The 26,938-nt window shown below is 45.1% G+C and carries 16 protein-coding genes and 1 CRISPR repeat array (1 of these 17 only partly in view); of the genes, 8 read left to right on the top strand and 8 right to left on the bottom strand.

Annotation, left to right across the window (positions count from 1 at the left end):
* Nucleotides 1-125: 125 nt before the first annotated feature.
* The 4 genes from QUB63_RS30465 to QUB63_RS30450 all read right to left on the bottom strand — a co-directional run bounded on the left by QUB63_RS30465 (nucleotide 126) and on the right by QUB63_RS30450 (nucleotide 7,398).
* Nucleotides 126-1,913, bottom strand: coding sequence for a PAS domain-containing sensor histidine kinase (locus QUB63_RS30465; RefSeq protein ID WP_332949108.1), 1,788 nt, complete (start codon nucleotides 1,911-1,913; stop codon nucleotides 126-128).
* A gap of 361 nt (nucleotides 1,914-2,274) precedes the next feature.
* Entirely contained in the window at nucleotides 2,275-4,632 is a 2,358-nt protein-coding gene (locus QUB63_RS30460; protein ID WP_332949107.1) for an ATP-binding protein, read from the bottom strand.
* A 40-nt stretch (nucleotides 4,633-4,672) separates the two neighbouring features.
* The gene (locus QUB63_RS30455) at nucleotides 4,673-5,446 is read right to left on the bottom strand and encodes an MASE1 domain-containing protein (protein WP_332949106.1); all 774 of its coding nucleotides are present in this window, start codon (nucleotides 5,444-5,446) and stop codon (nucleotides 4,673-4,675) included.
* A gap of 317 nt (nucleotides 5,447-5,763) precedes the next feature.
* The gene (locus QUB63_RS30450) at nucleotides 5,764-7,398 is read right to left on the bottom strand and encodes a serine/threonine-protein kinase (RefSeq protein ID WP_332949105.1); all 1,635 of its coding nucleotides are present in this window, start codon (nucleotides 7,396-7,398) and stop codon (nucleotides 5,764-5,766) included.
* A gap of 642 nt (nucleotides 7,399-8,040) precedes the next feature.
* On the opposite strand from QUB63_RS30450, the gene pheT reads away from it, so the two are divergent.
* The gene (gene pheT, locus QUB63_RS30445; protein ID WP_332949104.1) at nucleotides 8,041-10,485 is read left to right on the top strand and encodes a phenylalanine--tRNA ligase subunit beta; all 2,445 of its coding nucleotides are present in this window, start codon (nucleotides 8,041-8,043) and stop codon (nucleotides 10,483-10,485) included.
* Between the two features lie 156 nt (nucleotides 10,486-10,641).
* Here pheT and QUB63_RS30440 read toward each other — a convergent pair whose 3' ends face one another.
* The gene (locus QUB63_RS30440) at nucleotides 10,642-11,211 is read right to left on the bottom strand and encodes a Uma2 family endonuclease (RefSeq protein WP_332949103.1); all 570 of its coding nucleotides are present in this window, start codon (nucleotides 11,209-11,211) and stop codon (nucleotides 10,642-10,644) included.
* A gap of 164 nt (nucleotides 11,212-11,375) precedes the next feature.
* On the opposite strand from QUB63_RS30440, the gene QUB63_RS30435 reads away from it, so the two are divergent.
* From QUB63_RS30435 to QUB63_RS30425, 3 genes are read left to right on the top strand one after another with little or no spacing between them, the layout of a single operon-like run.
* The gene (locus QUB63_RS30435; RefSeq protein WP_332949102.1) at nucleotides 11,376-11,645 is read left to right on the top strand and encodes a YciI family protein; all 270 of its coding nucleotides are present in this window, start codon (nucleotides 11,376-11,378) and stop codon (nucleotides 11,643-11,645) included.
* Nucleotides 11,646-11,658: 13 nt separating this feature from the next.
* Nucleotides 11,659-14,682, top strand: coding sequence for a hypothetical protein (locus QUB63_RS30430; RefSeq protein WP_332949101.1), 3,024 nt, complete (start codon nucleotides 11,659-11,661; stop codon nucleotides 14,680-14,682).
* Nucleotides 14,682-18,320 carry a helicase gene (locus QUB63_RS30425; RefSeq protein ID WP_332949100.1) on the top strand — a complete coding sequence of 1,213 codons (3,639 nt, stop codon included), beginning with the start codon at nucleotides 14,682-14,684 and terminating at the stop codon, nucleotides 18,318-18,320. Before QUB63_RS30430 ends, QUB63_RS30425 begins: the two co-directional genes overlap by 1 nt.
* Before the next feature lie 370 nt (nucleotides 18,321-18,690).
* Here the strand turns inward: QUB63_RS30425 and QUB63_RS30420 are convergent, their stop codons facing one another.
* The gene (locus QUB63_RS30420; RefSeq protein WP_442921761.1) at nucleotides 18,691-19,926 is read right to left on the bottom strand and encodes a metal ABC transporter substrate-binding protein; all 1,236 of its coding nucleotides are present in this window, start codon (nucleotides 19,924-19,926) and stop codon (nucleotides 18,691-18,693) included.
* 102 nt (nucleotides 19,927-20,028) lie between these two features.
* Here QUB63_RS30420 and QUB63_RS30415 point away from each other — a divergent pair, with 102 nt between their 5' ends.
* The 3 genes from QUB63_RS30415 (at nucleotide 20,029) to QUB63_RS30405 (ending at nucleotide 23,081) form a co-directional block, all read left to right on the top strand.
* Entirely contained in the window at nucleotides 20,029-20,838 is an 810-nt protein-coding gene (locus QUB63_RS30415; RefSeq protein WP_332949099.1) for a metal ABC transporter ATP-binding protein, read from the top strand.
* Nucleotides 20,839-21,271: 433 nt separating this feature from the next.
* Nucleotides 21,272-22,168, top strand: a complete 897-nt coding sequence (locus QUB63_RS30410) for a metal ABC transporter permease (RefSeq protein WP_332949098.1) — start codon at nucleotides 21,272-21,274, stop codon at nucleotides 22,166-22,168.
* A gap of 454 nt (nucleotides 22,169-22,622) precedes the next feature.
* A complete protein-coding gene (locus tag QUB63_RS30405) occupies nucleotides 22,623-23,081 on the top strand; it encodes a peroxiredoxin (protein ID WP_332949097.1) in 459 nt (152 codons plus the stop codon).
* Between the two features lie 495 nt (nucleotides 23,082-23,576).
* Here the strand turns inward: QUB63_RS30405 and QUB63_RS30400 are convergent, their stop codons facing one another.
* Together QUB63_RS30400 and QUB63_RS30395 are read right to left on the bottom strand one after the other, a co-directional pair.
* Entirely contained in the window at nucleotides 23,577-24,134 is a 558-nt protein-coding gene (locus QUB63_RS30400) for an HPP family protein (protein ID WP_332986451.1), read from the bottom strand.
* A 212-nt stretch (nucleotides 24,135-24,346) separates the two neighbouring features.
* Nucleotides 24,347-24,598: a hypothetical protein gene (locus tag QUB63_RS30395; protein WP_332949095.1), complete on the bottom strand. Its 252-nt coding sequence runs from the start codon at nucleotides 24,596-24,598 to the stop codon at nucleotides 24,347-24,349.
* A gap of 121 nt (nucleotides 24,599-24,719) precedes the next feature.
* Here QUB63_RS30395 and QUB63_RS35180 point away from each other — a divergent pair, with 121 nt between their 5' ends.
* Nucleotides 24,720-25,097 carry a hypothetical protein gene (locus tag QUB63_RS35180; RefSeq protein WP_442921763.1) on the top strand — a complete coding sequence of 126 codons (378 nt, stop codon included), beginning with the start codon at nucleotides 24,720-24,722 and terminating at the stop codon, nucleotides 25,095-25,097.
* A 159-nt stretch (nucleotides 25,098-25,256) separates the two neighbouring features.
* Nucleotides 25,257-26,938: direct repeats of the CRISPR family, unit length 36 nt; unit sequence GTTTCCATTCAATTAGTTTCCCCAGCGAGTGGGGAG; it runs 3,451 nt beyond the window's last position.

Genomic DNA, 26,938 nt, shown 5'->3' with positions numbered 1-26,938 from the left:
GGCTGATTATAGCACTGTTTTAAATTAATATCAATAGTGCGATCGACTAATTTTGCTTCACCCGCTCTTGCGTCACCTGCGGCGGTACAACCCAAAGATCAAATGTAGTTAAACATACAAAAAACTCACCGGGAATTCTCAGCCAAGGGCAAAGTAAACCAAAAAATGGCGCCAGCACCGGGGCTGCTAACTACCCCAATTTCCCCGCCGTGAGCGCCAATAATTTGCCGAGAAAGATATAGACCCAAACCCAAACCGACGGAGTGTCGCGATCGATCGCCCCTAACGTAAAGGTCAAAAAGATGTTCGCACTGTTCCGGCAATATTCCCACTCCGTCATCTTCAACTGTACAGCAAATCATGCTACTTGAGGAATTGGGAATTGGGAATTGGTAATTGGGAATTGGTAACTGCTCGCTCTTGTGTTTTGCTTCGCTGTGATTTATCGTGATTTTTTCCGCATTGATTACTTGAGCACAAACCCTTAAATTCAGTCCGGGCAGATTGTGTTTTAAAGCATTAGCAATTAAATTAGAAAACACCCGCCACAACTGAGTAGTGTCAGCCTTCACGGCGGGCAAATCATCCGCAACCAAATTGGTAAAAGTAGCTTGAGCCTCATTCATTAAAGGCTCCAAATCTGCCGCCGCCGCTTCAGCTACCGCCCTCAAATTCACCCGATCGCAGTGCAGAACCAAACCGCGCAATTCCCCGGCGTGAACTTCCAGCAGCGAATTTATCAACCGCAATTGCTGCTCGCTACCTTGAATCATCCGCTCCAGAATAGAACGGGGAATTGCGATCGAATCCCCAGTTTTCGTCTGCCAATTTTTCAGCACCATTAACATTCCCGCCACCGGGTTGCGCAAGTCGTGAGAAAGAGCGTGAATAAACAGCCGCTGCGATTCTTGTGCCTGTTTGCGCTGCGTGATATCCTCAATTAAACCCTCATAATAAAGCACGGAGCCTCTGCTATCCCGTACCGCCCGCGCTTTCTCGGAAATCCAGACAATACTGCCGTCACAGCGGTAAATTTGCGACTCAAAATCCGAGACTGTGCTGCTTTCCTCGATCGATCGCAAAAACTCATTTCTGCGAGCCGGATCGACATACAACTGCCGCTCGATATCAGTAAACTTTGCCGTCACTTCTTCCGGGGAATCGCAGCCGTAAATCCTCGCCAAAGCTGGATTTGCAGTAATATAGCGACCGTCGGGAGTGCTTTGAAAAATTCCCTCGCCCGCATTCTCAAAAATGCTGCGGTACTTAGCCTCCGCCACCTCCAATTTTTGATAAGCAGATTCCAACTCGCGCCTGGTACTAAACTCTGTTCGTTGCAGACATTCGTACCAATAAACCGACAAATCGCAAATCAAACAAAACCAAAATAAATATAAATAAAACCCGCTCAGCCTAAAAGCAGTATACTTAGCCAAACTTAGATTTAAAACCAAATTTATGCCGACGTGGCAGAACAAAACACCGAGTTGAGAAATTAGGTGAAGGCGCCAGCGAACGGGCATCAGCGTAGCTTGAGTTAGAAACGCTAAACTCCAAGTTAAAATTGGTAAGTCCCCGACTTTTGCTGCGGCTAACCCAATCTGCACAACGACAGTCAGCGACCACGAAAAACCTAAAAATAGTAAACCTGGATAGCGCTTTCCGATCGATGTTTTTTGCAACACCAAACAGGTCAGCAAACCCAATTCTACAGCAGCGCTAGTGTACAAATAAACAATTTTAAACTCCCGGGGAGCGAAGATTGCTTCGCCCAGAAGATAGACAATTATTGTGAAGGCAAAAAAGATGGCAATTCGCACAGCAGGGCGCAGCCGATCTCGGAGGAAGCGATCGCGCCACACCTCATAAACCGTTAGCGCCTCAACTGATTTTGCATGGCCAGGATAGAACATACGATTTTAGATTTTGGATTTGGGATTTTGGATTGAAGAATTGAAGACTGAATAATTGAATAATTGAAGATTTAATAATTGGGTTAATAGCGATTGTCTGAGTTGAATCAGCCCTCATATCATGTCCAGTCGATTGACCGCGATAAAATAAGTTCGTAGTGTGGACTTTAGTCCGCAAAAAGAGCGGACTAAAGTCCACACGCTCGATCCGTTTTTGTTATGGTAATCGATCGGACATCATATCAAACGGATACAAGCGCCCGACTGTTGTCGTGGAAAAATCAAAATTTTAGACTAAGAGTTAAACCTCCCACATTTATCTGTGGAGTAAATTAAAAATCTAAAATCTAAAATCTAAAATCTAAAATCGACTGACAGTCGGTAGCGAAAACCAGAAAGTCGAGCCGCCTCCGGGAGTGCTTTCGACGCCGATGAAGCCGCCGTGAGCTTTGATAATTTGCTTGGAGAGGTACAATCCCAAACCCAGCCCTGTTAATTGTCGGATATTGGGGTCTTGAACGTAAAGTTCAAACAGAGATTCCCGCTGTTTGGCGCTGATTCCCACTCCATTATCTGTTACAGTGCAGCGAACCATTTTTACGGTGACTTTGGGCAATTTGCCGCCTGTATTGCGAATTTGACCCTGATAGCGGGGCAGTTGACAACTGCCGTCGAGGTGAAATTTGGCCCGGGTTTCTGGATTTTTATGGGTGGTGTCGCGATCGCCCGCCGCCAATTCCCAAGCGGTGTCGAGTATTGGAGCGATCTCGCCCGCAGCATTCGGGATGTTAGGGATACAGCCGGCTACGGGAGTATTTGGGGAAGTAAAAACCTGTGAATTTCCTTCAAAAATTAGGGCTTTTTCTACTTCAATTACCTCGGCTTTAAAAGTTATCTTGACTCCCGGAGGATTGTGTTTGATCGCATTAGTTAGCAAATTTTCCAGCACCCGCTGCAAGTGTTTGCTGTCAGCATTGACTGGCGGCAAATCCGCAGGAATTTCCTGAGTCAAAGTTGCTTGATTTTTGGCCAGGAGCGGTTCTAAACCGGCAACAATTGCTGAAGTCAAAGACTGCAAGTGCAGCGGTTCCGTCTTGAGAACAATCCCTTTCACCTCGCTGGCGTGAGCGTCGAGCAGGGAATTAACCATAGTCAACTGGTGTTCGCTGGCCTGAACGATGCGCTGCAAAATCGATCGAGAAACCGGAACATCCTGTAGGGACTCACAGGCCGATTTGTTGAGCAAATTTTTCAGCAGTATTAACATTCCCATAACGGGAGTGCGGAGATTGTGAGAAACTGCGTGCAAAAATAAATCTTTGAGGCGGTTGCTTTCTTGCAGTTCGTGCATTTTTTGCTGCAGTTGGCGGGTGCGTTCCTCCACTTGAGATTCTAAGTTAGCATTGAGATCTTTTACCTGCTGCAAAAGTTGGGCTTGCTGGAGGGCGATCGCGACTTGGGTAGCGAGTTTTTCTAATAAATCAATTTCAAATTCCTGCCACTGGCGGGGCCCAGAACACTGGTTGACGGCCAAGATCCCGAACAATTCATCCCCGAGGACGATCGGCACATTTAACGTCGCCCGAATTTGATAGTCGCTGTATAATTGGGCAATTCTATCGCTGACTTGCACCGTAGCAGTATCGGAGACAGCTCGGACGCGGTTGTTAGCATAAAAAGTTTTCTGCTGTTCGAGGTGATTCTCGTCAGCGAGCACCCACCCTATAAGAGAACGGCATTGGGCACCGACAGACTCAGCCACAATTTTACCGTACACCGGGCTAACAACATTTGCCCCGCCCGCGTTCACAATACCGATGAAAGCGCGGTCTGCCTTGAAAAATTGCCGGACTTCGGCAACAGTAGTATTGAGAATTGCTTCGAGGTCGAGCGAGTGGCGAATTCGCAGGGCCATTTCTGAGAGCAGGCGATCGCGCTCGGAGGATGTTCGCAAAGCAGCTTCTGTGCGGTGGCGTTCGGTAACGTCTTGGACTGTGGCGGCGATGACGTTTGAGTTAATTGCCGACTGTTCGCAGACAGTGCGCTCGCAGCCGTCGGCGAGCACAATTCGGTAGTTAATGCAATAGGGTTTGCGATCGAACATGGCTTGACACTGCGCTCGCGCCACCAAATCTCGGTCTTCTGGATGTACCGCCTGCAAAAAAACGGATGGTGTTGGTTTGACAGTTCCCGGAGTCAAGCCCAAGAGCCGGTAAAGCTCGTCCGACCACCGCAATTCGATATGGGATATATGATGTTCTGGGGATTGGGCGCAGTTTTGAGTTGTGGCGACGGCGGCGCAATTTAAATCCCAATTGCCCAACTGAGCGATGCGCTGAGCGTTGGCTAAACTAGCGTGAGCGTCGCGCAACATGGCTGCCGTCCGGTGCACCTCCACCAGCGCTTGCTGGCGTTCTGCGACGGCGGCCGCCAACATGAGAGCTACAAGGGCGATCGTACCGGTAAAAGCTTGTAAAAATACCACCGCCTGTTGCAGATTTTCGCTTTTGACCAAAAACGGGCCGCCGGACTGCACCGCTCCCCAAATCGCGATGTAAGAGACGATCGAATAAGCAAAAATTGCTCCCGGCGGTTGAAACCGCAGGGCTGCCCAAACTATCAGAGGAAAAGGCAGATACTCCAGCGGATACAGAGCGATCGCCCCCTGTGTTTTCGAGCAAAAAACCAGCCAGCTAACGCTCAACAGCAGAGTTAGCAAAATCAGTGCTTCTAAATAATGAATAATTAAAAATCGAATATTATAGCGGTTTTGAGTTGCATGAGATGTGCTTGGAAAATTGGGAATTGGGAATTGGGAATTGGGAATTGGGAATTGGGAATTGGGAATTGGGAATTGGGAATTGGGAATTGGGAATTGGTAATTGGGAATTGGGAATTGGTAATTGGGAATGGGGAATTGGGAATTGGTACTTTGCCCGGTTAAAAACTGCTATAAAAGTTGAAATAATGGGGGGTTTTATTTTTAATTTAAAACTTTCTATGGCGTGGTTCAAAGTCAGCAGCATCGGCGTGACAATCAAAATTCCCATCCCGTCTCCGAGCCACGTAGTCCACCAGTTGCGAGAGAAATTGCTCCACTGAGCCCAACCAAAAATGCACGCGCCCAAGTTGCCGAGGGTAGAACCGAGGAAAGTAGACCCGATGACAGCGCCGGCTACTAAACCCAGAACATCTCGCAGTCGATCGAGCTTAGTAGAAAATCCGATCCTGCCAAGCACAGCCTCCCCAGCCAGCGCTTGCAGGGTGACGCTAAAAGCCGATGTGACAATGATGGCGGAGGGTATACCGGCGGTAGAGTTTAACAGCACCGAACCGAGGGCAATGAAGGGCCACATCCGCCGCCCTTGCAGCAGCACTGCGGCTAGGGCAATGCCGGCGGGCGGCCACACAGGCGAGGCTTCGGCTTTCACCAGTCCCAGTATGGACGCTGCGAGTTTTCCGGTAACGAAGTAGGCCAGGGCCAGGATGCCGGCGTGCAGAAGGGGTCGAGTGCGGCGGTTGAGCAGTTTCATTTTTGTGCGATCGAATCCTCCATTGCTACTTTTTAATTTAGGCGGATGACGGGCGATCGAGCTTCCTCCTGAGGAATCACCTGACTGGGGGAAGGGGGAGTGTCCGAGTGGAGGGGGAGAGGGGGAGAGGGGGAGATTTGGGGGAGGGGGAGAGGGGGAGATTGGGGGAGGGGGAGAGGGGGAGATTGGGGGAGGGGGAGAGGGGGAGAGGGGAGCATTTTTGTTCTTCCCTCGGACTAATGACTAATGACAACTGACAACTGACAACTGTCAACTGTCAACTGTCAACTGTCAACTGTCAACTGACAACTGACTTCTTAAAATCCAAAACCCCGCTTACCATCGGGCTTGGTAGTCAGCCAATTCGTCTTAGCAGTTGCCAGTTGTTCCTCGGTAACTGTAGCGTCAGTCAGATTCGCACCGCACAAATTCGCCCCCCGCAAATTCGCCTTGCTCAAATAAGCGCCCGTCAAATCAGCACCTCGAAAATCCGCGCCTTCAAAATTAGCAGTGCTGCAATAAGCTTCAGTCAAATTTGCTCCTCGCAAATTCGCCTTAATTAACCTCGCGTGGCCCAAATTCGCCCCCGACAAATCCGCTGCTTGCAAATTTGCCTTCACCAACCTAGCCTGATAAAAATTCCCCCCCGCCAACTGCGCTTTTGGCAGTTGCAAACCCGACAGTTCGCAGTCAGCAAAATCGCGTTTACCTTTAAAATATGCCGCTCGCAAGCTGCTGCTGTCCCACTTCACAACCGCTTTCGTGACCTTTGGCGCTGCTAAATTGCCGTTGGAAAATGCGGCCGTCCCGAAAGTTCTGCCGGACTCTGCCAGACTGCGGGCAACTCTGGGCTGCATCCCCGTGTTTCCCGATTGGGTGAAGGAAGTTCTGCCGCGGATATTTTGCTTTGTCGATCGCAAATCTTGACCGGTTTTTGCGTGGGGCGAGGGCAACGAAGTAGCATCACTGTTAAATATCGTCGGTTCCTCAACTGTGCGGCCGCCTGCGTTGAATTGAGTTGCCAAGCCGTCGCAAAGGTCTGCGTCTTCATATTCGCCATTGAGAGCTTTGACGACATCTGCTGCGGATTGAAAGCGGTGGCTGACGATCGGCTTGAGCATTTTCTCAAGAATCCGCGCAAAATTTGGGCTCACCTGAACGTGGGGCTGCCAAACAATTTCCCCGGTTACGGCATCAAAATCTAAATCCTTGGGCGACTTTCCTGTCAGCAAGTACAAGCAAGTCATGCCCAAAGCGTAGATGTCGCTGGCAAATATCGGTCGCAGCGCCATTTGTTCCGGGGGAGCAAAACTAAACGTGCCGACTGAAAATTTCGTGTTGGCGCTTTGGTCGGCGGGGTCTAATAATATTGTTTGGCTAACTTGGTCTTTTACCGCTCCGAAGTCAATCAGAACTAAGTGATTGTCTTGAACTCGGCGAATAATATTTGCCGGCTTGATATCTCTGTGAATTACTCCTTGGCTGTGGATGTATTGCACTACTGGCATAATTTCTAATAGAAAATTTTTAACATCCGATTCATTGAAACGGCCTGATTGTTTGACTTCTTGTTTCAAAGTCGAGCCTTTAACATACTCTTGAACTAAGTAAAATTGCTGTTCGGTTTCAAAATAGTCTAGCAGCCTCGGTACTTGCGGGTGGTCGCCGAGTTGGCCGAGGGTTTTCGCCTCTCGCTTGAATAATTCCCGCGCCATTTCTAAAACTCGCGGCGACGAACTACTGGGTCGGAGTTGCTTGACCACGCAACTCGGTTGACCAGGCAAAGAGATGTCTTTTGCCAGAAATGTAGCTCCAAAACCTCCTTGTCCTAACGGTTCAATGACTCGGTAGCGAGCGCGCAGCAATAGCCGCGCGCCGCAGGTCTGACACTGGAGAATAGAGTCAGCAGGATTTTGAGGATGGGGACAGCCCGGATTTACGCAGTAGCTCATGTTGATTGAGTTTGCCTATGTTTTTCTGATTTTGCCAGCGATCGCTCGAGGGCACAAATTCCCTTAAACCGCTTCTGCTAGAAATACTTATCTATCAGTTGGCGGCGGGCCGTGCGTCCGGTTGCGAATTGGAATTGCACCTAAGTCTTTTAGGCCGATATCTTTTCCCTATTTTGATTATGTCGCTGCTGTGAGTTTTTTCGGTAGATTATCCTTGAAGATAGTTTAAAGACTTGCTAAAGTTGTCCTTTTTTGTGTAAAGTCTTTCTAAACTTAGGTGCTTTTTGCGCTGTTAGATGTCTCTAGCATACCTCATTCTCTCAATGAGAATGTTACTCATCCCCCAGCAGCCATCGACCGAAAGGGCGATCGCTCGTTTGTGCTTATATATACCACAATAGTCTTGACAAAATTAAATGACTGTGGTATTAAAAGCTTTCCCGAATAAATTCTGGCACTCCACAGTCGAAGCCAGCCGGCGCAGACTAATCAAAGGGAGAGAGGGGGAGAGGGGGAGAGGGGGAGAGGGGGAGAGGGGGGGGGAGAGGGAGAGGATTTGATGAGTTTTAATACGGCATTGAAATATACAATTTAAATGCAGTACAGCTTACCGAGCACGAACAACTAACTACTGACAAAATTATGCGTATTTCTCTAAACTGGCTGCGGGAATTGGTGGATGTGACAATATCCCCAGAAGAATTAGCCGAAACCCTGACAATGGCAGGATTTGAAGTCGAAGATATCGAAGATCGCCGCCCGTGGGCCGACGGCGTAGTTTTGGGCAAAATAGTCGCCTGCGAACAACATCCCAACGCTGACAAATTGAGAGTTTGTCAAGTTGATGTCGGCCAACCAGAACCCTTAAATATTGTGTGCGGCGCACCCAATGCGAGGGCAGATATTTATGTACCTGTAGCCGTTGTCGGTACTTTTTTATCGACGATAGATCTGAAAATTAAACCAGCTAAATTGCGCGGCGTTCCTTCTGAAGGAATGATTTGCTCTCTCGCCGAATTGGGATTGTCTAAAGAATCAGCGGGAATTCACATTTTCGAGCTAGAAAATCCCGAATTGGGCAGCGATATTCGCCCACTTTTGGGTTTAGACGATGTGATTTTAGACTTGACAGCAACTGCCAACCGTGCTGACGCTTTGAGCATGGTGGGTGTAGCGCGAGAAGTGGCGGCGCTGACTGGGGCGAGTTTGAGAATTCCCGACGCGAATGGTGTTGCGATTGAGGGCAAAGAAAGTCCTGGTTTGGCAATAGAAATATCGGCACCGCAAGGATGCCCGATTTACATCGGCACGGCAATTGAAGGTGTGAAAATTGCTGCTTCTCCAGCTTGGTTGCAGCAGCGGTTGCAGGCGGCGGGAGTGCGGCCGATTAATAATGTAGTTGACGTAACTAATTACATTTTGCTGGAATGGGGACAACCGCTGCACGCTTTCGATCGCGATCGCCTGCAATCTTTCACAGGTAATCAAGATATCAGCATCGGCGTCCGCTTTGCTGCATCAGGCGAATCCTTCAAAACTTTGGACGGACAAAACCGCAATTTGCAAGCTCAAAATCTGTTAATTACTGCTAGCGACAAACCCGTTGCCTTAGCTGGGGTAATGGGCGGCGAAGATACGGAAGTTCACGAAGGAACGCAAAATTTAGTTTTGGAAGCAGCGATTTTTGACCAGGCAACGATTCGCCGTTCTGCGCGCGCTCAAGGCCTGCGGAGCGAGGCTTCGATCCGCTACGAGCGGGGGGTGAATCAGGCGGCCTTGGCGACGGCCTGCAACCGCGCTGTCGCCCTAATTTTGGAGTTGGCTGGAGGCACTGCGACGGTTCAGAAAACGGCGAGTTCCGGCGAGGATTTGAGTTTTTCGCGATCGCTCGAATTGCGTTTAGACCGAGTAAATCTGGTTTTGGGGCAGTTGAAAAGAGGGGAAACGGGCGGTTCTAAATATCTGGAACCGGAAGAGGTGAAAAATATTCTCATAGCCTTGGGATGCGAAGTGGTTCCAACGGAAAAAGAACGGGTGTTTGCGATAACTGTTCCTCCTTACCGCTACCGAGATTTAGAAAGGGAAATTGACTTAATTGAAGAAGTTGCCAGACTCCACGGTTATGACAATTTCTGCGATACTTTGCCTAGCAAAACGGAACCCGGTTATTTGTCGCCGGAATATGCGGCAATTCGGAACGTGCGATCGGCTTTTCGGGCGGCCGGTTTGACGGAGTTGATGCACTATTCTTTGGTGAAAACTGAGGGAGACAATCAGGTTGTGCTGGCGAATCCCCTGTTTGTGGAGTATTCGGCTTTGCGGACAGAAATGCTGTCGGGTTTGATTGATGCTTTCGGGTACAATTTGGAACAGGGAAATGGGGCGCTAAATGGTTTTGAAGTCGGCCGCATTTTCTGGAAAGATGGGGATGCAATGAAGGAAGCCGATGCAGTTGCGGGGATTATTGGCGGCGATCCGACTGTGTGGAAATGGCAGCAGTCCGGGCGCGATCGACCTTTGACTTGGTTTGAGGCAAAAGGTATCTTGGAAAGTGCGTTTCAGGGGTTGGGTTTGTCGGTGGAATATCAAAGCGATTCCTCTAATACACGCTTGCATCCGGGCCGCACCGCTGCGTTATCGTTAAACGGAAAACATTTAGGAATTTTCGGACAGTTGCACCCGCAATTGCAGCAAGAAAAGGATTTGCCTGAGCAGGTTTACGTGTTTCAATTAGATTTAGCGGTGCTGTTAGCTGAATTAGGGCGATCGAACAACTTAACTCGCAAATTCGCGGGTTATTCGAGTTTCCCCGCTTCAGACAGAGACATTGCGTTTTTCGCGCCTGTAGAGGTTCCGGTTGTAGATATGCAGAGTGCGATGAAAAAGGCGGCGGGTAGTTTGCTGGATTCGGTGGAACTGTTCGACGAATATCGGGGCGACAACGTGCCGGCGGGACAGCGGAGTTTGGCTTTTCGGTTAGTTTACCGTGCGGGCGATCGAACATTAAGCGAAACCGATGTCGAACCCGCCCAACAAAAAGTCCGCGACATCCTAGTACAAAAATTCGGAGTCAGCCTAAGAAGCTAATTGTAGGGGCGGTGCTAAAAGTGCCGGCCCTCTCTCGACTTCTTACACGCAAAGACTGAGAAACCGGGTTTCTTCCAAGATGTACCGCCATCAACCAACTATTAACAGAGAAACCCGGTTTCTGCGGCCAAGCGAGTCCTAAATTTGTTGAACAAGTTAATAACTTAACGGCCGCAACATCTCCCGCACAAAAAAAGAACAATCAGGAAACCGCCAAAGAGAAATACTATCACCATCCGCAAGAATCACCCGACTTTGATAACCATCCTGACTCGGTTCTCGAAAAACATGAAGTTGCCGATTATTCACATCCAAAACCCAATAATCAGTAATTCCCGACTCAGCATAAATTTTTGCTTTAATCCCGCAATCCGTTCTCAGCGTAGTATCGGCAACTTCAATAATCAGATAAACTTCTGAAGGAATTGGATGGTGGTCTTCATAGTAAAGTGGATCTGGTATAACTACAGAAATATCCGGTTCAGGTTGCGAGTAATTATTCATCCGAACCGGGTCTTGCAGCCGCACCAAAATCTGTTCTCCTAAACGGTTATCCAGTAATATCTTCGTGCGCGCAATTGCCGCACCGTGTGCTGTTCCTTTCGCTGCCATCTTTACTATCTGTCCTGCTAGTAATTCTACCCGTTCATCCTCATCAAAAATACCAATTTCCGTCATCCGGTCATATTCATGAACAGTCAGCAGCCGAATATCTAATAAAGTCATAGTAACCTCCTTCTCTCTAACAAACCTCTCTCTTCTTCCCCTATCTTCCTCAGCGACCTCTGCGCCCTCTGCGGTTAATCAATTTTATCCTAAAAAAAATCATCAAATCCTGCTACTCTTATTGTACAATAAGTTTTCAACCAATTCATCCAAGGCTCAAAACCGTGACCAAATATGTGATGTGGGGAAGTTACTGCGAAGACGTTCTAGAAAAACGCGCTCCGTTTCGAGACGCTCATTTAGCGGGATTGGCTAAGCAGAAGGAATCGGGAGTATTAAGTACGATCGGGCCTACAAAAGATTTAACAAAAGTTTTTGCAATTTACGAAGCAGAAGAGGAGTCGGCTGTGCGACAATTGGTGGAAGCCGATCCTTATTGGGTAAATGGGGTTTGGACTGAGTACGATGTGAAAGAGTGGATTCAAGCTTTTTGAAGGGGTTAATAGGGTGAACATCTTAAGATTGGATGACAGCGATTTAGTTCCAGTGGACTATGGCGATTTGCTGGACAAGATTTTAGAGGTTTTGCAGGGAAAAAATCCATTTAGCCTTTCGGATGATAAGCGTCGTCTGCTAATAGATATTGATGCGGTAGCCGCTCAAATATCGAGTTTGAAAGTGCGACATCCTTTGGGTGAATTTGAACGTCAAGCACATTCTGCCACAGTGAATTTCACTCCCGAAGTTGAAACTCGATTTGGCACTCAAGTTAGACAGATTGAAGTTTATTTGCGGCGCCACTTACAATCTATTTTGGGAGAAAGTGTTGCAATTGACAAGTTTGTAGCTAGTTTAACCAGTCCTCTAGAATCTTTTCAAGGCGACGGAAGGCAGTTAGGTTTTAAATACGATTTTGACACAAAACATCACAATTTGCAGAAACAAAAGCTGACTTTGGAACATATCGGTGCTGGTAGTAATTCGCTGCTGAAGTTTCACAAAGTGACTGTTTCTGTCCGCAATGCAGATATTTTTGAACAAGAGTTGAAGCTGGGTTTAGAGAATTATATGGAGGAAAAAGCTGATACAGATGATGACAAGGAAGAACTGAATTCCCTCTTTCAGGAAATGCTGGAAGATGAAAATTCTGATTTTTATCGGCTGGTTCGAGTTGTCGATCGCGAAACTTTGGGTCAACTTAAGAAAGAAGCAAAAATCACTTATTTGGAGTATATTTTAGACAATATCGCTCCCGAACAAGCAAATTCTCGCGGCTGCATTTATTTGCAAGATTTGATTCGGCGTTTGCGCTCGATCGAAGAATACATCAGCAGCGACAGCGATAAAGTTGATGGACACTACCTAGTTAATTATCAGGGAGTAGAGGTTAATTATCAAGATATGTTTTCGCGATCGGAAGCTTTCGATCGCCTTCCTATTATTCCTATTATAGCAGGTAGCCTCGGAGAAATAACAGATAATTCTGGGGGCGATCGTCAATTTGTTTTTGGTTTAAAAATCAAGTTGGGTAACAAAGTTCAATCGCGGGGCGGCGATAGCGTATTGGACTACAATCTCAATTTGTTAGATCCAGACAGCGAGGAACACCTAGCCGCATTGGAGGAACCAGCCCATCATGAAACTTTCTTTCGCAAGGTATTAAATATAGCATTTTTGTATCACTTTGTCTTTGCTTCTCCTCACAACCCCCTAACAGCAAATTATAACCCGGAATCAGAACTTAATTGCGACCCAATTTTAGGATTCGATAGAATAGTCTTGCCTATATTGCAGGGTTCCGATGAGGAAATGAAAAAGAGACTTTTCCGAAACTTTTTTACTCGTTTTAAGGAAGTTAATGTCCAGCATAAAATACAATGCCTTAAGAGTTTATTGCAAGATTTTATTAAGCAAAAAAATATTTTACAGCCCCACACAGAATCGCGAGAGATTCTGATTAAAAGAAGTATCCTTGAAAATATAAATACTACGTTGCAAGAAAAGAAGTTTTTCAAAGAAGTCGTACAGCAGAATCCCAAGAAAACGCTTCAGTATATTTCGGTAGTAAAGGCGAAGACTCGCAAAGAAGCTATTTGTCAATTGCCTGTCAAGATTACCATTGAAGATGTCCGCTATTTTCCAACTGATGAATCTCAAAGTTTCAGCATGAAATACCATATCCAAGGTATCAATGCTTTGCCGGTGCTTTGGATTCCTAAAACGGATCGATCTCAAAAAGTTTTAGACGACAGTTATCAGGAAAAATCTGTGATTTTTCCCTACGACAATCGACGCTTAGATAGCAAGGAAGGATTGAAATCACAAGCAGCTTTTGTTTACAAGTTTGCTATTTCGCTCCTGTCGTATATTTGCCTGAGAATTTTGTTGCAAAAACTACCCAATAATTTCTTTGTACCGATTGTGAGACTTCACGAAGGCTATCACGAAAAACCTTCACCTTCAGAAAAGTTTATGGGACATTTTTCTAAAACATTATGTCATATTTTGAGCGAAAAACACCGATCGAACTCTAAAGGATTTCGCCTGCGGGGAAGCAATTATCATTTGACTGCCAAAAATGGTTTGAGTTCCCTCTATTCAACCTTGCCTAAAAAGTTTCGATTTGACAACGTGAAGCTATCTCCAGAGTTGGAGAATTTAGCGATTATTGCAGTATCCACTAGGGATAGCGACGAGAGAAAGGGAAGGGATAAAGTTCAGAGAAAAGCCTGTTTATTGGGTGAAATCACCGGAATTAGGCGCTACGAAAACAACATTATTCAAGTTGGAATGCTGAAAACTTTCTCAGCAAACTACAGCCTTCAGGAACTTTATACTCAGCCCTCAATTCTTGCAGATATTGTCAGTCAGTTGTACAATCGAGGATATCGAAATTTTGTATATATTTCCCAAGCACCTTATATGAGTACGCTGCATATTACTCAAAATGAGGAAGATGAGAAGTTATTTTTGATGTCAAAAGACACGATCCGAACTTTGAAAGGAGAACACCAAGATATTAAAATTTACCCTATATTTTTTGATAAATATTACGTTTATAGCCCCAAAGATTATAGGGGAGAATCTTTTTACATTCAAGATAAAGCAGAGCTTAACAGCTTATTTTCAGATACCAGCAAGCAAGCGGCTGTGTTTTTCAATTTGTTTAACGGCAGAAAAGTACAGCAACAAGGAGAAAAAAATTTTTACAACGGGGTGATTTCCTATTCGACTCTGTTGAATATTTATGAAGGTATTCTGGACGATCGAGATATTTACCAAGGTTTGATTGATGATGGTGAAATCAAAAATACTTTGCTGCACTATTTGACAATATTTCACTTTTATCGATTTGAAGCTAGACAAAAAATCAGTATAAAGCTCGATCCTTACGATCGCATTATTGGAGACGAATCAGTTGGTGCTTTATCTGAATTCAGTCACGAGGGGGGAAGTGCTACGTTTAATTGCTTGGCTTTTTTGAACAAGGTAAGAGAAGTGCTAAATATCACTGAGGGAGGTCAAAAATAATGATATCAGTAAACTTGGGTCGCCTCTTTGAAGTTGGATTTAATATCGGGATTCTCGCTTGTATTCAGCAGAATAAAATAGCTCACAATTTTGGCGACTCCTACCGTCTAGATTTGCAAAATATTAATTTTTCAGAGATTGTAAAAAATCTTACCAGAGAATCCAGTTTGGATGACCAAAAAGTTGAAAAATGGAGTCTGTTTTATATTCAAAAGGGTTTTCTGGGCGGCTTAAATTTTTTCCGGGAGTACCTCGACTCTGTGGGCGGAAAACCACAGCATTTGAAAATTTTGTACTATCAATGTAGTTTCACTAAAACTAACAGCATTGGAACTAATAATAAAGAAGATATAGAAGGTTTAAGAGAAGTTTTACAGCAACTAAAAGCCTTGCAACCTAGCCTATCAACTCCTGATATTAACTTGTACATAAACCGCTATTGGTTGAAAGACGGTGAGTTTTTGCAAGCGGATACGCTTTTGCTGATTCAAAAAGGTAAGAGTTTAAAAATTCTGTGTGTTGATTTATCTGTGTTTGCTCCCCCTGCTGCTGAGATGCCTGATTTGAATGAAGTTGAGGTGATGCGGAAGCTGTTAGGGAGGGAAATTAGCTATTTGCGATCGAAAAGTGTATTTTCTAACCTGGGAATCGATACAAGCACTTTAGGTGTTGATTTCTCGGAAGGGTTGACAGACTATTTTAAAGCTTTTAACTATCGGGATAAGGAAAGCAGTAAGTTAATTCAAGCGGGTAGCTACGCTCACAGTTTCTATGAATTCCTCCAAGAAACCGGGATGATTTCTAGTGATGCTGATGTATTGTTTAATATAGTTGGCTACAGCGATCGCAGTGTCAACGCCATTTCTATTCGCAAAGATAAACTTAATTTTCTGTCCACTTGTTCGCAAATATACAAAAATAAAACAACAGAAAAAGATATTGACAAAGCCCGCAGTCAAGTTTTACATACAATTCAAACCAACGCGGCTGACAGTTTTAAAGAAGGCAGAAACTTTGTCGATTCTATTTTAGAAATTGGCAAAAACACTCCAATGGTACCTCATACTGAACGGATTGATGGTTTTGCTAATTCAATAGATATTATATCAGATAAATGGGCAGATGATTTGCAAGTTACTCGCGGATTGCATTTGAGAGATGCTCACGCTGAATTGATTATCAAAGCGCTTCAATCTGATGAAACTTATATCTTTTTAACTGGGAATCCGGGAATTGGGAAAACAACTGCGATCGCCAATTTCCTAAAAAGCCATATTGATGACGGTTTTTTATTCTTTTATGTCAGTCCCCGCAAGCAAGTAAACTTGGATATTATTGAAAAATTCAAAGTTCAACATGAACTGTGTGATAATCGCCTATTCTGCATTAACACAAACTCCGATCTTATTGCAAGTAATGCTGGTCGTCCTACTGTAAAATACGCCTCTAACAACTATCACAAAGATTTCCCGAAAAAAACTGTCAATTTTTTCAAAGATAGTCCCGAAATCAAGAGAAAAGAATACTACCAGCGGCAAATTGAAAGAAAAGGAGAAACCTTACTTCAACCAACTAGAGCAAAAACTAGGGGAGTGCTAAACAGCATTTGCGATGCGATATACACTCTCATCAACTGTGAGATATCTAATAATATTGTCGCCACGGCTTCCATCCAGTCTTTGAAGGTAACAGAAAATGGACATAATACCCTTAAACACTTTGAAAAGATATTTCAAGATGTCTACAGCAAACGAGGCGGAAAAGTCATACCAGCTAAGATGCAGCAAATCTCCCGACGCATCAAACACTTATTCATTATGATAGATGAAATCACCGGAGATGACGGAGGCGTTGAGTTTTTGTCAGGAATAAATCGGATTGTCCACGAGTATGAGTTGGCGGATTCGCAACATGGTTTTAATACTAAAATTATTGTAGCTGATGCTTCGATCGTAGATCGTGATGTTATCAAACAGCATCTGGAGAATACATCGTCTGAACCGGATAAAATCTATTTTAAAAAGTTAGCTGACAATTCGGAAGTTATCCCACCTTTGCAAGTCATTCCATCATTTAAGTTTAATCGTTTAGCCGCAACTGTTATTAATGCAAATTCTTACCCTGCCCGCAGTTTAAAAATGACTTACAAAGTATTTGTAGAAACTGTTAAATACAATGAAGATGCGTCTTTAAAGGAAGATACTAATTTAGTAAAAGGGGTGCAATCTGACATAATTCAGGATATAAACCAGCGAGGGGCGCTACCTGGTGTTGAACAAATTATAGTCGATATTCAAAGCAAAAAAAGATTGGCAGAATTGATTGAAAAAATTCAAAAAGAACGAGAATTTAATCAGTTTACCGATTATCTGGAAATTCACGCGAATATCTCGGAAGAGGAGAAAGAAAAAATACAGAACTACAAAAATACAGCTAAAGTAATCTTTATGACTGCATCGGGAAGTCGCGGCTTATCTTTCCCGAAAACTAAGCATATTTTAGTTGATATTCCCCGCTTCCAAATTGAGAAAAATCTGATGGAAATCATACAGGTGATTTATCGGGGACGCGGAGAATATGACAACGGTAAAACCCTTGATGGTGAAGACAAAGAATTGGTTTTTTACCTATCTGATACCGCAGTTTATTACGCTGATGATGCGGAACTTTCCCTGCAAGAAAGCAAGTTGAGTTTGTTGAATTTATTGCTAATTCTCAAGACGGCGGTGATGACGCGAATTTCGGGATACGGTTATTTAGGTAGGGAAAAGTTTTTGATGATTCCCATCGGCGGTAAGTCGGTTTCCGCAGTCGGGGATACTTTTAGCAGCAAAATGGCGGCTCTAATTAAGACATTAAAGAGCGAGAGCCAGCGAGGAAATAGGTTGTTTAAGGAGGTTTATACGAGTCTGGAACAGCTTTTGAGTCGCGGGGAGTTTGTTTTGAAAAATTCTGATAATTCTCGTCAAAAGGGCGATTCCTATCTGGAAATGCGGGACGATTTTAATCGTAAATTTTTGGAAAAGTGCACTCCTCTTGATGGTTTGTTGAGCTATGATAATTTAGAACTCGGTCATGTTTGCGGTAGTGTGTTGCTCGTACCTCTAGCTAAGCAAAATTTGGTAGAAACATACCAGATGCGGCTTCATCGAGAAATTAAGCAATGTCTAGAGAAGAAGTTGCTGGACAAAATGCGTCGAATTAGGGATAGCGATTCGTCCCCGGAGAATGTAATATCGGCAATTAGAGGAGGTGCGATCGAGCTTTTGCAGTTTCTCAACGGCGATTTGGAGAAAACTCAGTATTTCGAGCAGCAGAGTCAGCAGTTCGATCGCTATTATGCCATACCGCTGTTTGCTTTTGTCAGCGGGGAGGAAATGCAGGAGTATTTTGCTGACAGTAAGCTGGAAGAACCGGAAGATAGGCGGTTTCGGGATATTTTGTCGGCTTATGTGCGATCGATCTACCCTGTAGATAGTGTAATGCCGATCGGGCACAAGTATAAAGACTTTCCATTTATCGTGTTTAGAAGCTACAGTTTAGAGCAAAGTAGAGAAAAGATTTTTACAGATAAATATCTTTTAAGTTCCAACGAGTTGAACGTGCTCAATTTAATTTTGTCGAAGCAGGTAAACTGAAACTTTTAGGGTGTGTTAGTTAGCTGTCACCCTATCCGCAGCAGGGCTGTTTCATTCTCCGTAGGGGCAAACCCCCCGTGGTTGCCCCCATGTCTGAAACGCCTGTGAAATCGTCTGTGGGGGGGGCGGGCACGGGGGCACCGCCCCTACAAAATCGCGATTTTCGTGAGAATGAAACCACCCTGCTATCCGCAGATAAAATAAAACTCTTCTGATATGGTTTCCGGTTGCACCGGAATTATATAGAGGACACGGCAGTGCCGTGTCCCTACCCGGATTAATTGTAGGGACACGGCACTGCCGTGTCCAAGTCTGTGGGTAATATAAATTCCCATGCTACCGGCGGATTTGAGATAGCGCACCATACTTGCTACTTGCTAACTTCAAACGGCGTGTATTTCCCCCCCAAAGCTTCGACGATGGCGCGAGTATTAGCCGACATCATTTTCACATAAGAATCGCCCTCGCTTCCGGCCGCCCCTATCGAATCCGAATAAAGTTGCTGCGCCGCCAATTTCACCCCCGCTTCCTCCGCCACTGTTCTAATCAGTTGCGGGTTAATTGTAGTCTCGGCAAAAATAGCAGGAACTCCGGCAGCTTTCACCGATTCTACTAACTTTTGCACCGTTTGAGCGCTCGGCTGTTCCTCCGTACTAATCCCGATCAAACTGCCCGCACTTCCCAATCCGTAGGCGCGGCTGTAATATTGAAAAGCATCGTGAGTTGTTACTAATGCGCGCTTATTTTCGGGGATTGTTTTAATCTCTTGTTCGATCCAACTATCCAAGCGTTTTAACTCTTCAGTAAGTTTGACAGCATTCTGCGTAAACTTCTCTCGATCTTCCGGCGACAGGTCGATTAGCGCATCCCGAATCGCTTCCACCATTTGAACTACATTTTCCACATTTCCCCAAACGTGCGGATCGGGTACGGTATTGCCTTCTTTATTCAGTAGCAAAGGCTTGACAACTTCACCCACTGCTAATTTCCGCGCCTTAATTCCGGCGGCATTCATCATTCTAATTAATCCCGGTTCCAAATTGTAACCGTTATACAAAATTAAGTTAGCTTTTTCTAAAGCTTGAGAATCTTTTGGCACCGGTTCGTAAACGTGAGGATCGGTTCCCGGCTGCAAAATTCCTGTTAGCTGAACTTCGCCACCCGCTACTCGATCGGTCAAATCCTCAATAATTGTGCTGGTAGCAACTACCTTGGGTTTAGCATCTGCCTCTGGAGAGAGGCGATCGCTCTGGGTTTGAGCGCAACTAAATAAACCCACAGTCAATATGCCGCAGGCAATACTTCTAATCAAAAATACCTTGGACTTGTCCAATCCAGGGCCGGCGCTTTCAATCCCCGACTCACGGCTAAACTCTCCTTTATAGGATTGCTTCACAATTGCCGTCGGTTTTAACTCACATTTTGCCTTCTTCTCCACCACAGGCAAGATGCCTGTTCCCCAATGATTCAATATTCTGGTGGGGTGGGTCAATAGCGCACCCCGATCGCGATCGTTGAGAATGGTGGAAGATATAAGTTTTAACCTACTTGACATTTTTGCCACAAAACCTATGGTTTGAGGGGTTTCGAGCTTGCACTGTCGCATTATGTACCTCTCCTGCGTTCCAGATTATTCCTATTTACCGAGGATTTCATATTCTTTTCATTTTTACAGTAAACTTAACAAAAAGGAGATATAGTCACCGCCATGAATACCGCCGCCTTCCCCAACGAGACTCCGTGGTCTCAAATGGTTTGCCACCTCCAAGACACGGCTACCGACACAGAAATTATCGCTGTTAAGCACTTAGCAGTAAACTACCGCACGGTAGAGGCACTCAGAGATATCAATCTTTCCGTCAAACCGGGAAGGCTGACGGGTATTATTGGCCCCAACGGTGCGGGCAAAAGCACGCTGATCAAAGCTATGTTGGGCTTAATTCCCGCAGATCGCGGCACTGTTACCTGCGGCGAAGAAGCGATCGCCGATCGACTCGAAACAGTAGCCTACGTGCCGCAGCGATCGCAAATTGACTGGAACTATCCCGCCACCGTTTGGGATGTCGTGATGATGGGAAGAGTCAGAAAAGCCGGATGGTTTCGCCGCTTCTCGGCAGCTAGCCGCCGCACCGCTGCCGATGCCTTAGAAAGAGTAGGCATGAGTGCTTACAAAGACAGACCGATCGGACAACTTTCCGGCGGACAGCAACAGCGAGTATTTCTAGCTAGAGCCTTAGCCCAAGAAGCCGCTATTTTCTGCTTTGACGAGCCGTTTGTCGGCGTTGACCAAAAAACTCAAAATATCATTTTCGACATCTTCCACCAGCTAGCAAATGCCGGAAAAACCGTCTTAGTAGTCAACCACGACTTAGGCGAATCAATCACCAATTTTGACGATTTAATTTTGCTAAATACAGAATTGATTGCCGCTGGTCCCCGCCAAGAAGTGCTAACGCAAGAAAACCTTTACCGCGCCTACGGCGGACAAGTAATGTTCTTTGCCGGACAAGCAGCTTAATTAGCCAGCAGTCAATCGATTTTAGATTTTAGATTCTTCGACTTCGCTCAGAACAAGTTTTAGATTTTAGATTGACCGCACGGATAAATGCGGGGGACGCAAGGATGAGCGTTGAAGATTTTGGATTGATTCCACGGATAAATCACGTGGCGGGTACCACCTTTGAAATTCTTGGTCATTAATCTAGGAGTTACACTCTTGAACCCGGTTTTTTTGATAATCTTGAATTGGGCAACGATAAATCTCGGCTCGAACTCACATCTTGCACCATTCTCAAGAACAGGCAAGATGCCTGTTCCACAAAGAGTGAATTTTATTGTGGAACAGGCATCTTGGCTGTTCATAAAAAGCTTATTGAGAATGGTGCAACATCTCGGATCGAACCGGGTTGCTTTGGTTGTTAGTCATTAGTTAACTGTGATTTGATAATTTTATGATACAAACCTTAATTGAGCCGTTGCAGTACGGATTCATGCAGCGATCGCTCGTAATTGCCATTCTCGTCGGCATCGTCTGCGCGATCGTCGGCAGCTACCTAATGGTACAGCGGCTGGCCTTGCTCGGAGACGCCATCAGCCACTCGGTTTTGCCCGGATTGGCGATCGCATTTATCCTCGGAGCAAATATCTTTATCGGCGCCTTCATTGCGGGAGTTTTGAGTACAGTAATCATAGCTTGGATCAAAACTCGATCGACAATCAAAGAAGACGCCGCAATGGGCATCGTATTTTCCGCATTCTTCGCTCTCGGCATCACCCTAATTACGATCGTCCAAAAAGACAACAAAATCGACCTCAACCACTTTCTTTTCGGCAACATCCTCGGCGTTACCGCCGAAGATGCGATCGACACAGGCTTCATTGTCGCCCTAGTCTTATTAGTTGTAGTATTCTTTTACAAAGAACTGCTATTTTACACCTTCGATCCATTAGGAGCGCAAGCAACAGGTTTGCCAGTAAACCTGCTCAACTTCGGACTGATGGTACTCATCGCCCTCACAATAGTTGCCAGCCTCAAAGCCGTGGGCGTAGTGCTAGTCTTGTCCCTATTAATTACGCCCGCAAGTACCGCCTATCTCCTAGTCACTCGCCTGCACCAAGTAATGATTTTAGGAGCAATAATCGGAGTTATTTCCAGCATTAGCGGAATGTATCTCAGCTACTTCTATAACTTACCATCCGGGCCCGCAATAGTTTTAGTTGCATCGGGGTTATTTGTGCTATCATTGCTGTTCAGTCCAACTCAAGGAATCCTCACCCAGCCCCGCACAAGCTCCGGCCAACTTCCTCCAATATGGCGGGAATTAAAAAATTTAACCAAAGGCCGATAACAATTAACTTTAGTAACGTTTCAGCGCCACTCCTGGAATTTTTAAGCTGTTGTGCATTTAAATTGTATGTTGAGGGCGGGCTCTCCTGCCCACCCCAAGGCGTGAAAATTTATTTTACCATGCAATTTAAATGCGGATTAGCTTAATGACGCAGATTCATCTATGGAGTCCATCTAAAATCTAAAATCTAAAATCTAAAATCTAAAATCGAGTGACCATCTGCGTTAATCCCCGTGCATCTGCGGTTCAAAAAAGCTTCTCCAATTAATCCGCCTAACTGCGAATCGCCGACATCATTCCGATGTTGTCAAAAGGGTTTTTTTGTTTGAGTGCGAGAAAGCAAAAATGGGAGGCTGTCGCAGCGGGCGATCGCAACTGCGAACTATTGCTCAAAACAACTGTACAATAACAAAAGTTAAATTTTCACGCAAACAGAGCTACTCAGTTAAAAAACATGACAGTCAAAGTAGGAGACACCGCCCCCGATTTTAGCTTACCATCTCAAACTGGCACATCAGTCAGCCTCAAAGATTTTAAAGGTAAAAAAAACGTCATAGTCTACTTTTACCCCAAAGACAACTCGCCCGGATGCACAACCCAAGCTTGCGCTTTTCGAGATAGTTACGAAGTCTTCAAAGACGCAGGTGCAGAAGTCATAGGAATTAGCGAAGATTCGCCACAATCGCACCAGGAATTTGCCACCAAATATCGGCTACCATTTACACTGCTGAGCGATACGGGCAATAAGGTTCGGCAATTGTACGGAGTTCCACCTACACTGTGGATTATGGCGGGTAGAGTAACTTATGTCATTAACAAACAAGGTGTTGTTAAGCACATTTTTGACTCGATGTTGGATTTTAAAGCACACGTTTCGGAAGCGCTGAAAACCTTAGAAGCTATCAAAAGTTAGGTGAATTGGAAATTATCTCGATGGAATTTGGCGGTTTCAACCGCTTTTTTTTGACTTTAGTCCTGGACGCACTGTGGCCAGGACTAAATTAGTTTCCAAGCGCGAGTGGGGAGGTTTCTACGGTACTTGTTTGAGTCTAAAGAGGCCTGTTTCCATTCAATTAGTTTCCCAGCGCGAGTGGGGAGCTCATTTCTTGCCATCGCTGGCAGTATGGTTTTTCTCGTTTCCATTCGGTAGCGCTGCATAAGTAATGATGTGATTCGATACAACCGTTTCTGGATATGAATTAAAAATGCGAGAAACATTACTTGTGCACCACTACCCCATATCGAAGTTGCTCACCCCATAGTCCAGGATATCTCCCCCTTTATTAAGCCTTAGAAGCTGCTTTTAATGCGGCTCAGAATTTATAAAAAGTCTAAAGTATCTCAAACGCAACTGAATTCAATATGAGATGGCGATCGTCCTTATAAATTGAAATCATTAGAGACAATGCTATAACCAGTGCTTGGGATACGTCCTTTCTGCCGCTAAATTATTAAAGATGACGGCGCACAAGACCAAGATTATTGAGCCCTCAAAAACAGGTGTTAGCAAAAATTTCAAATCTGGTTTGGTCATCATGACGACTAAGGCAACTGCTCCCGAAGGCGGATGTAGAGTTCCGGTAATCTGCATAATTCCGATCGCACTAGAAACAGCCATTCCCATCGCCCAGGGAGAAGAACCGAGAAAATGCAGAATCATTAAACTGGTGAGAGCAGCTAAGAAATTGCCCCCAATGACATTCCGGGGTTGAGCCAAAGGGCTGTCAGGGACACCAAAGATCAGAACGCTTGTAGCGCCAAACGGAGCCATTAGTAAAGGAGAATTAGTTTTTACAGCAAGATAGGACGTTGCAGTAATTGCCAAAAAACTGCCAATCCAACTCCAAAAAATATGCCGGGGATGAGGTCTGTCTACTGGGCAGGTCAATGGACACGATCGCCATCTCCCAAGGGTTTTAAACCAATAACTTTCCCATTTCAGTTCAATTTTTTTACGGTCAATCATAAATCAGGTTACTCGATCGCCAGGCTTCTTAAATTGCCTGAACTAGCCTCCGCTAAAGTTAAGATACCATAACAATTTGTCAAAAAGTAGTGAAAGGCACAGATTTTTTACTTCTATGCCACTAAAGCTGCCACTAACAACTCGGTTGGAACCGACTAGCAAGTTTGGTCGGTTTTGCAACAGACGCGATCGGCAGTCGCACAACTTCACCGTTAGCCGTCAGAGTTATTGATGAGGTTAAAGCGAGAGGTTATTTGTAAGGTGCGATGCCCAGCAAGCATGAATTGAAAGATCGCACCCACACTTGGGATAAGTCTCTGGTTTAGCCGTGCGATCGCCGTTTTCTGGTTAGTGCGTTGGCGTAGCCCGCCGCAGGCATCGCGAGCAAGCTTGGGATAAGCCTCTGGTTTAGCCGTGCGATCGCGCGATATATCATCCACAACGGTCTCTCCCGAATTCACCATGATTTCCTCAGAAAGCCCTTAGATTTCCTTCGCAGTACCACGCGGCGGTGCTGGCTCGAGTTTCCATTCAATTAGTTTCCAAGCGCGAGTGGGGAGAAGCGATCGGTCAGTTACCCGAGTCATGGGCGCTGACGCCGTAGTTTCCATTCAATTAGTTTCCAAGCGCGAGTGGGGAGTCTTTTCTTTTTGTACCCTGTATATCACCTCTCAAAACTTTTCCATTCAATTAGTTTCCAAGCGCGAGTGGGGAGCAAATAACTCGGAGAATTCACATGAAAGTTCGTTTTTCCATTCAATTAGTTTCCAAGCGCGAGTGGGGAGAATTAACGGTTTTGTTTTAACTTACTTGTGGTTTTTTTCCCTTCAATTAGTTTCCAAGCGCGAGTGGGGAGATGAATGTTTTGGCGTTGAAAAACTGGTAGCTTTTTTCCATTCAATTAGTTTCCAAGCGCGAGTGGGGAGTCTTGGATTTTATTTGGTGCAGTTATTGGTTTTCTAGCTGATTTTTCCATTCAATTAGTTTCCCCAGCGAGTGGGGAGTAATAGGTCTGTTACTTTACTTTATTTTAATCCCTCCTTTTGGATTTTCCATTCAATTAGTTTCCAAGCGCGAGTGGGGAGTGTGAATTTCCGTTAGGCGCTGTTGTGGCGATCGCAAGTTTCCATTCAATTAGTTTCCCCAGCGAGTGGGGAGTCCCTAAAATTATGAAAATTAGTCAAGATTTCTCAAAAAAGTTTCCATTCAATTAGTTTCCCCAGCGAGTGGGGAGCAAACTTTTAACACCGGTGGCGACAAACTTATTACTAGCAGTTTCCATTCAATTAGTTTCCCCAGCGAGTGGGGAGGCGGTTTGACCGACACCGTAACTTGCGGTCACTGGGAAGCAAAAACCGAGTTTCCATTCAATTAGTTTCCCCAGCGAGTGGGGAGTTCTCCTACCCCAATTAAAGATATAGTGACCCGGCGTTCGTTTCCATTCAATTAGTTTCCCCAGCGAGTGGGGAGCGGATGAACTTGAAGCCTTTACCGCTTTTGTAAATGTTTCCATTCAATTAGTTTCCCCAGCGAGTGGGGAGACTTAACTTCATAATGGTTATCTTTTTCTTTTAAGTTTCCATTCAATTAGTTTCCCCAGCGAGTGGGGAGGTAATGTCTTTAGTTAAATATATCTCCCGTTTAAATTGTTTCCATTCAATTAGTTTCCCCAGCGAGTGGGGAGTATTTATCTGATGCTTTAGATTTCAGTCAGGAGTCAATTGGTTTCCATTCAATTAGTTTCCCCAGCGAGTGGGGAGTTCTTTTAACTTTTCAATTTGCAAACGAGCCAATTGTTTCCATTCAATTAGTTTCCCCAGCGAGTGGGGAGTTGATCTCGATACTAATAAGTTTCTGGGATTCGGACAATGTGCAGAGTTTCCATTCAATTAGTTTCCCCAGCGAGTGGGGAGATGGAGGCTACCAGTTAAATCGAGTAATACTTAGATGTTTCCATTCAATTAGTTTCCCCAGCGAGTGGGGAGTTAACGATTATGGCAGAGGAGATCACTTTAGCTATGAAGGTCTCGTTTCCATTCAATTAGTTTCCCCAGCGAGTGGGGAGCATAACCGATAAGTGTTTCTGTAAGGTCTTTATGTTTCCATTCAATTAGTTTCCCCAGCGAGTGGGGAGCTGGCGAAACATTCCTTCATCTACTGTAATTTTCATTTTCTTAATGTTTCCATTCAATTAGTTTCCCCAGCGAGTGGGGAGACCACAAAGGAATTTCACCGTCTAAAGCAACAGAACGATTCCAAGTTTCCATTCAATTAGTTTCCCCAGCGAGTGGGGAGTTAATAACAAAACCAACGACTATCGGTTCTATTAAAGGAGTTTCCATTCAATTAGTTTCCCCAGCGAGTGGGGAGTTCATCTTCTCAATAATTTCAGAAAATTTAATCTTTAGTTTCCATTCAATTAGTTTCCCCAGCGAGTGGGGAGTTTACCTGCATCTTTAATACCATTTCCTATTGAATCCCATAATGGTTTCCATTCAATTAGTTTCCCCAGCGAGTGGGGAGTACGGATGTTATCTGCTCCACAGACTATGAGTATTTGAGCTTAGTTTCCATTCAATTAGTTTCCCCAGCGAGTGGGGAGTTAGTTAAATCAGATTTCGCCATTGATTGTTCAATACCGTGTTTCCATTCAATTAGTTTCCCCAGCGAGTGGGGAGTGCAAGACTTACAGTCTGATAGCCTACATGAAAGACGCGTTTCCATTCAATTAGTTTCCCCAGCGAGTGGGGAGAACTGAGGAGTTGCCACCATTGGCTTTAGACTTGTTGACCTAGCGTTTCCAT

It is taken from the genome of Microcoleus sp. ARI1-B5 (assembly GCF_036705795.1).
GTDB lineage: Bacteria > Cyanobacteriota > Cyanobacteriia > Cyanobacteriales > Microcoleaceae > Microcoleus.
Note: the sequence above shows the minus strand (reverse complement) of the source record. Positions and strands in the feature narration are given on the sequence as shown.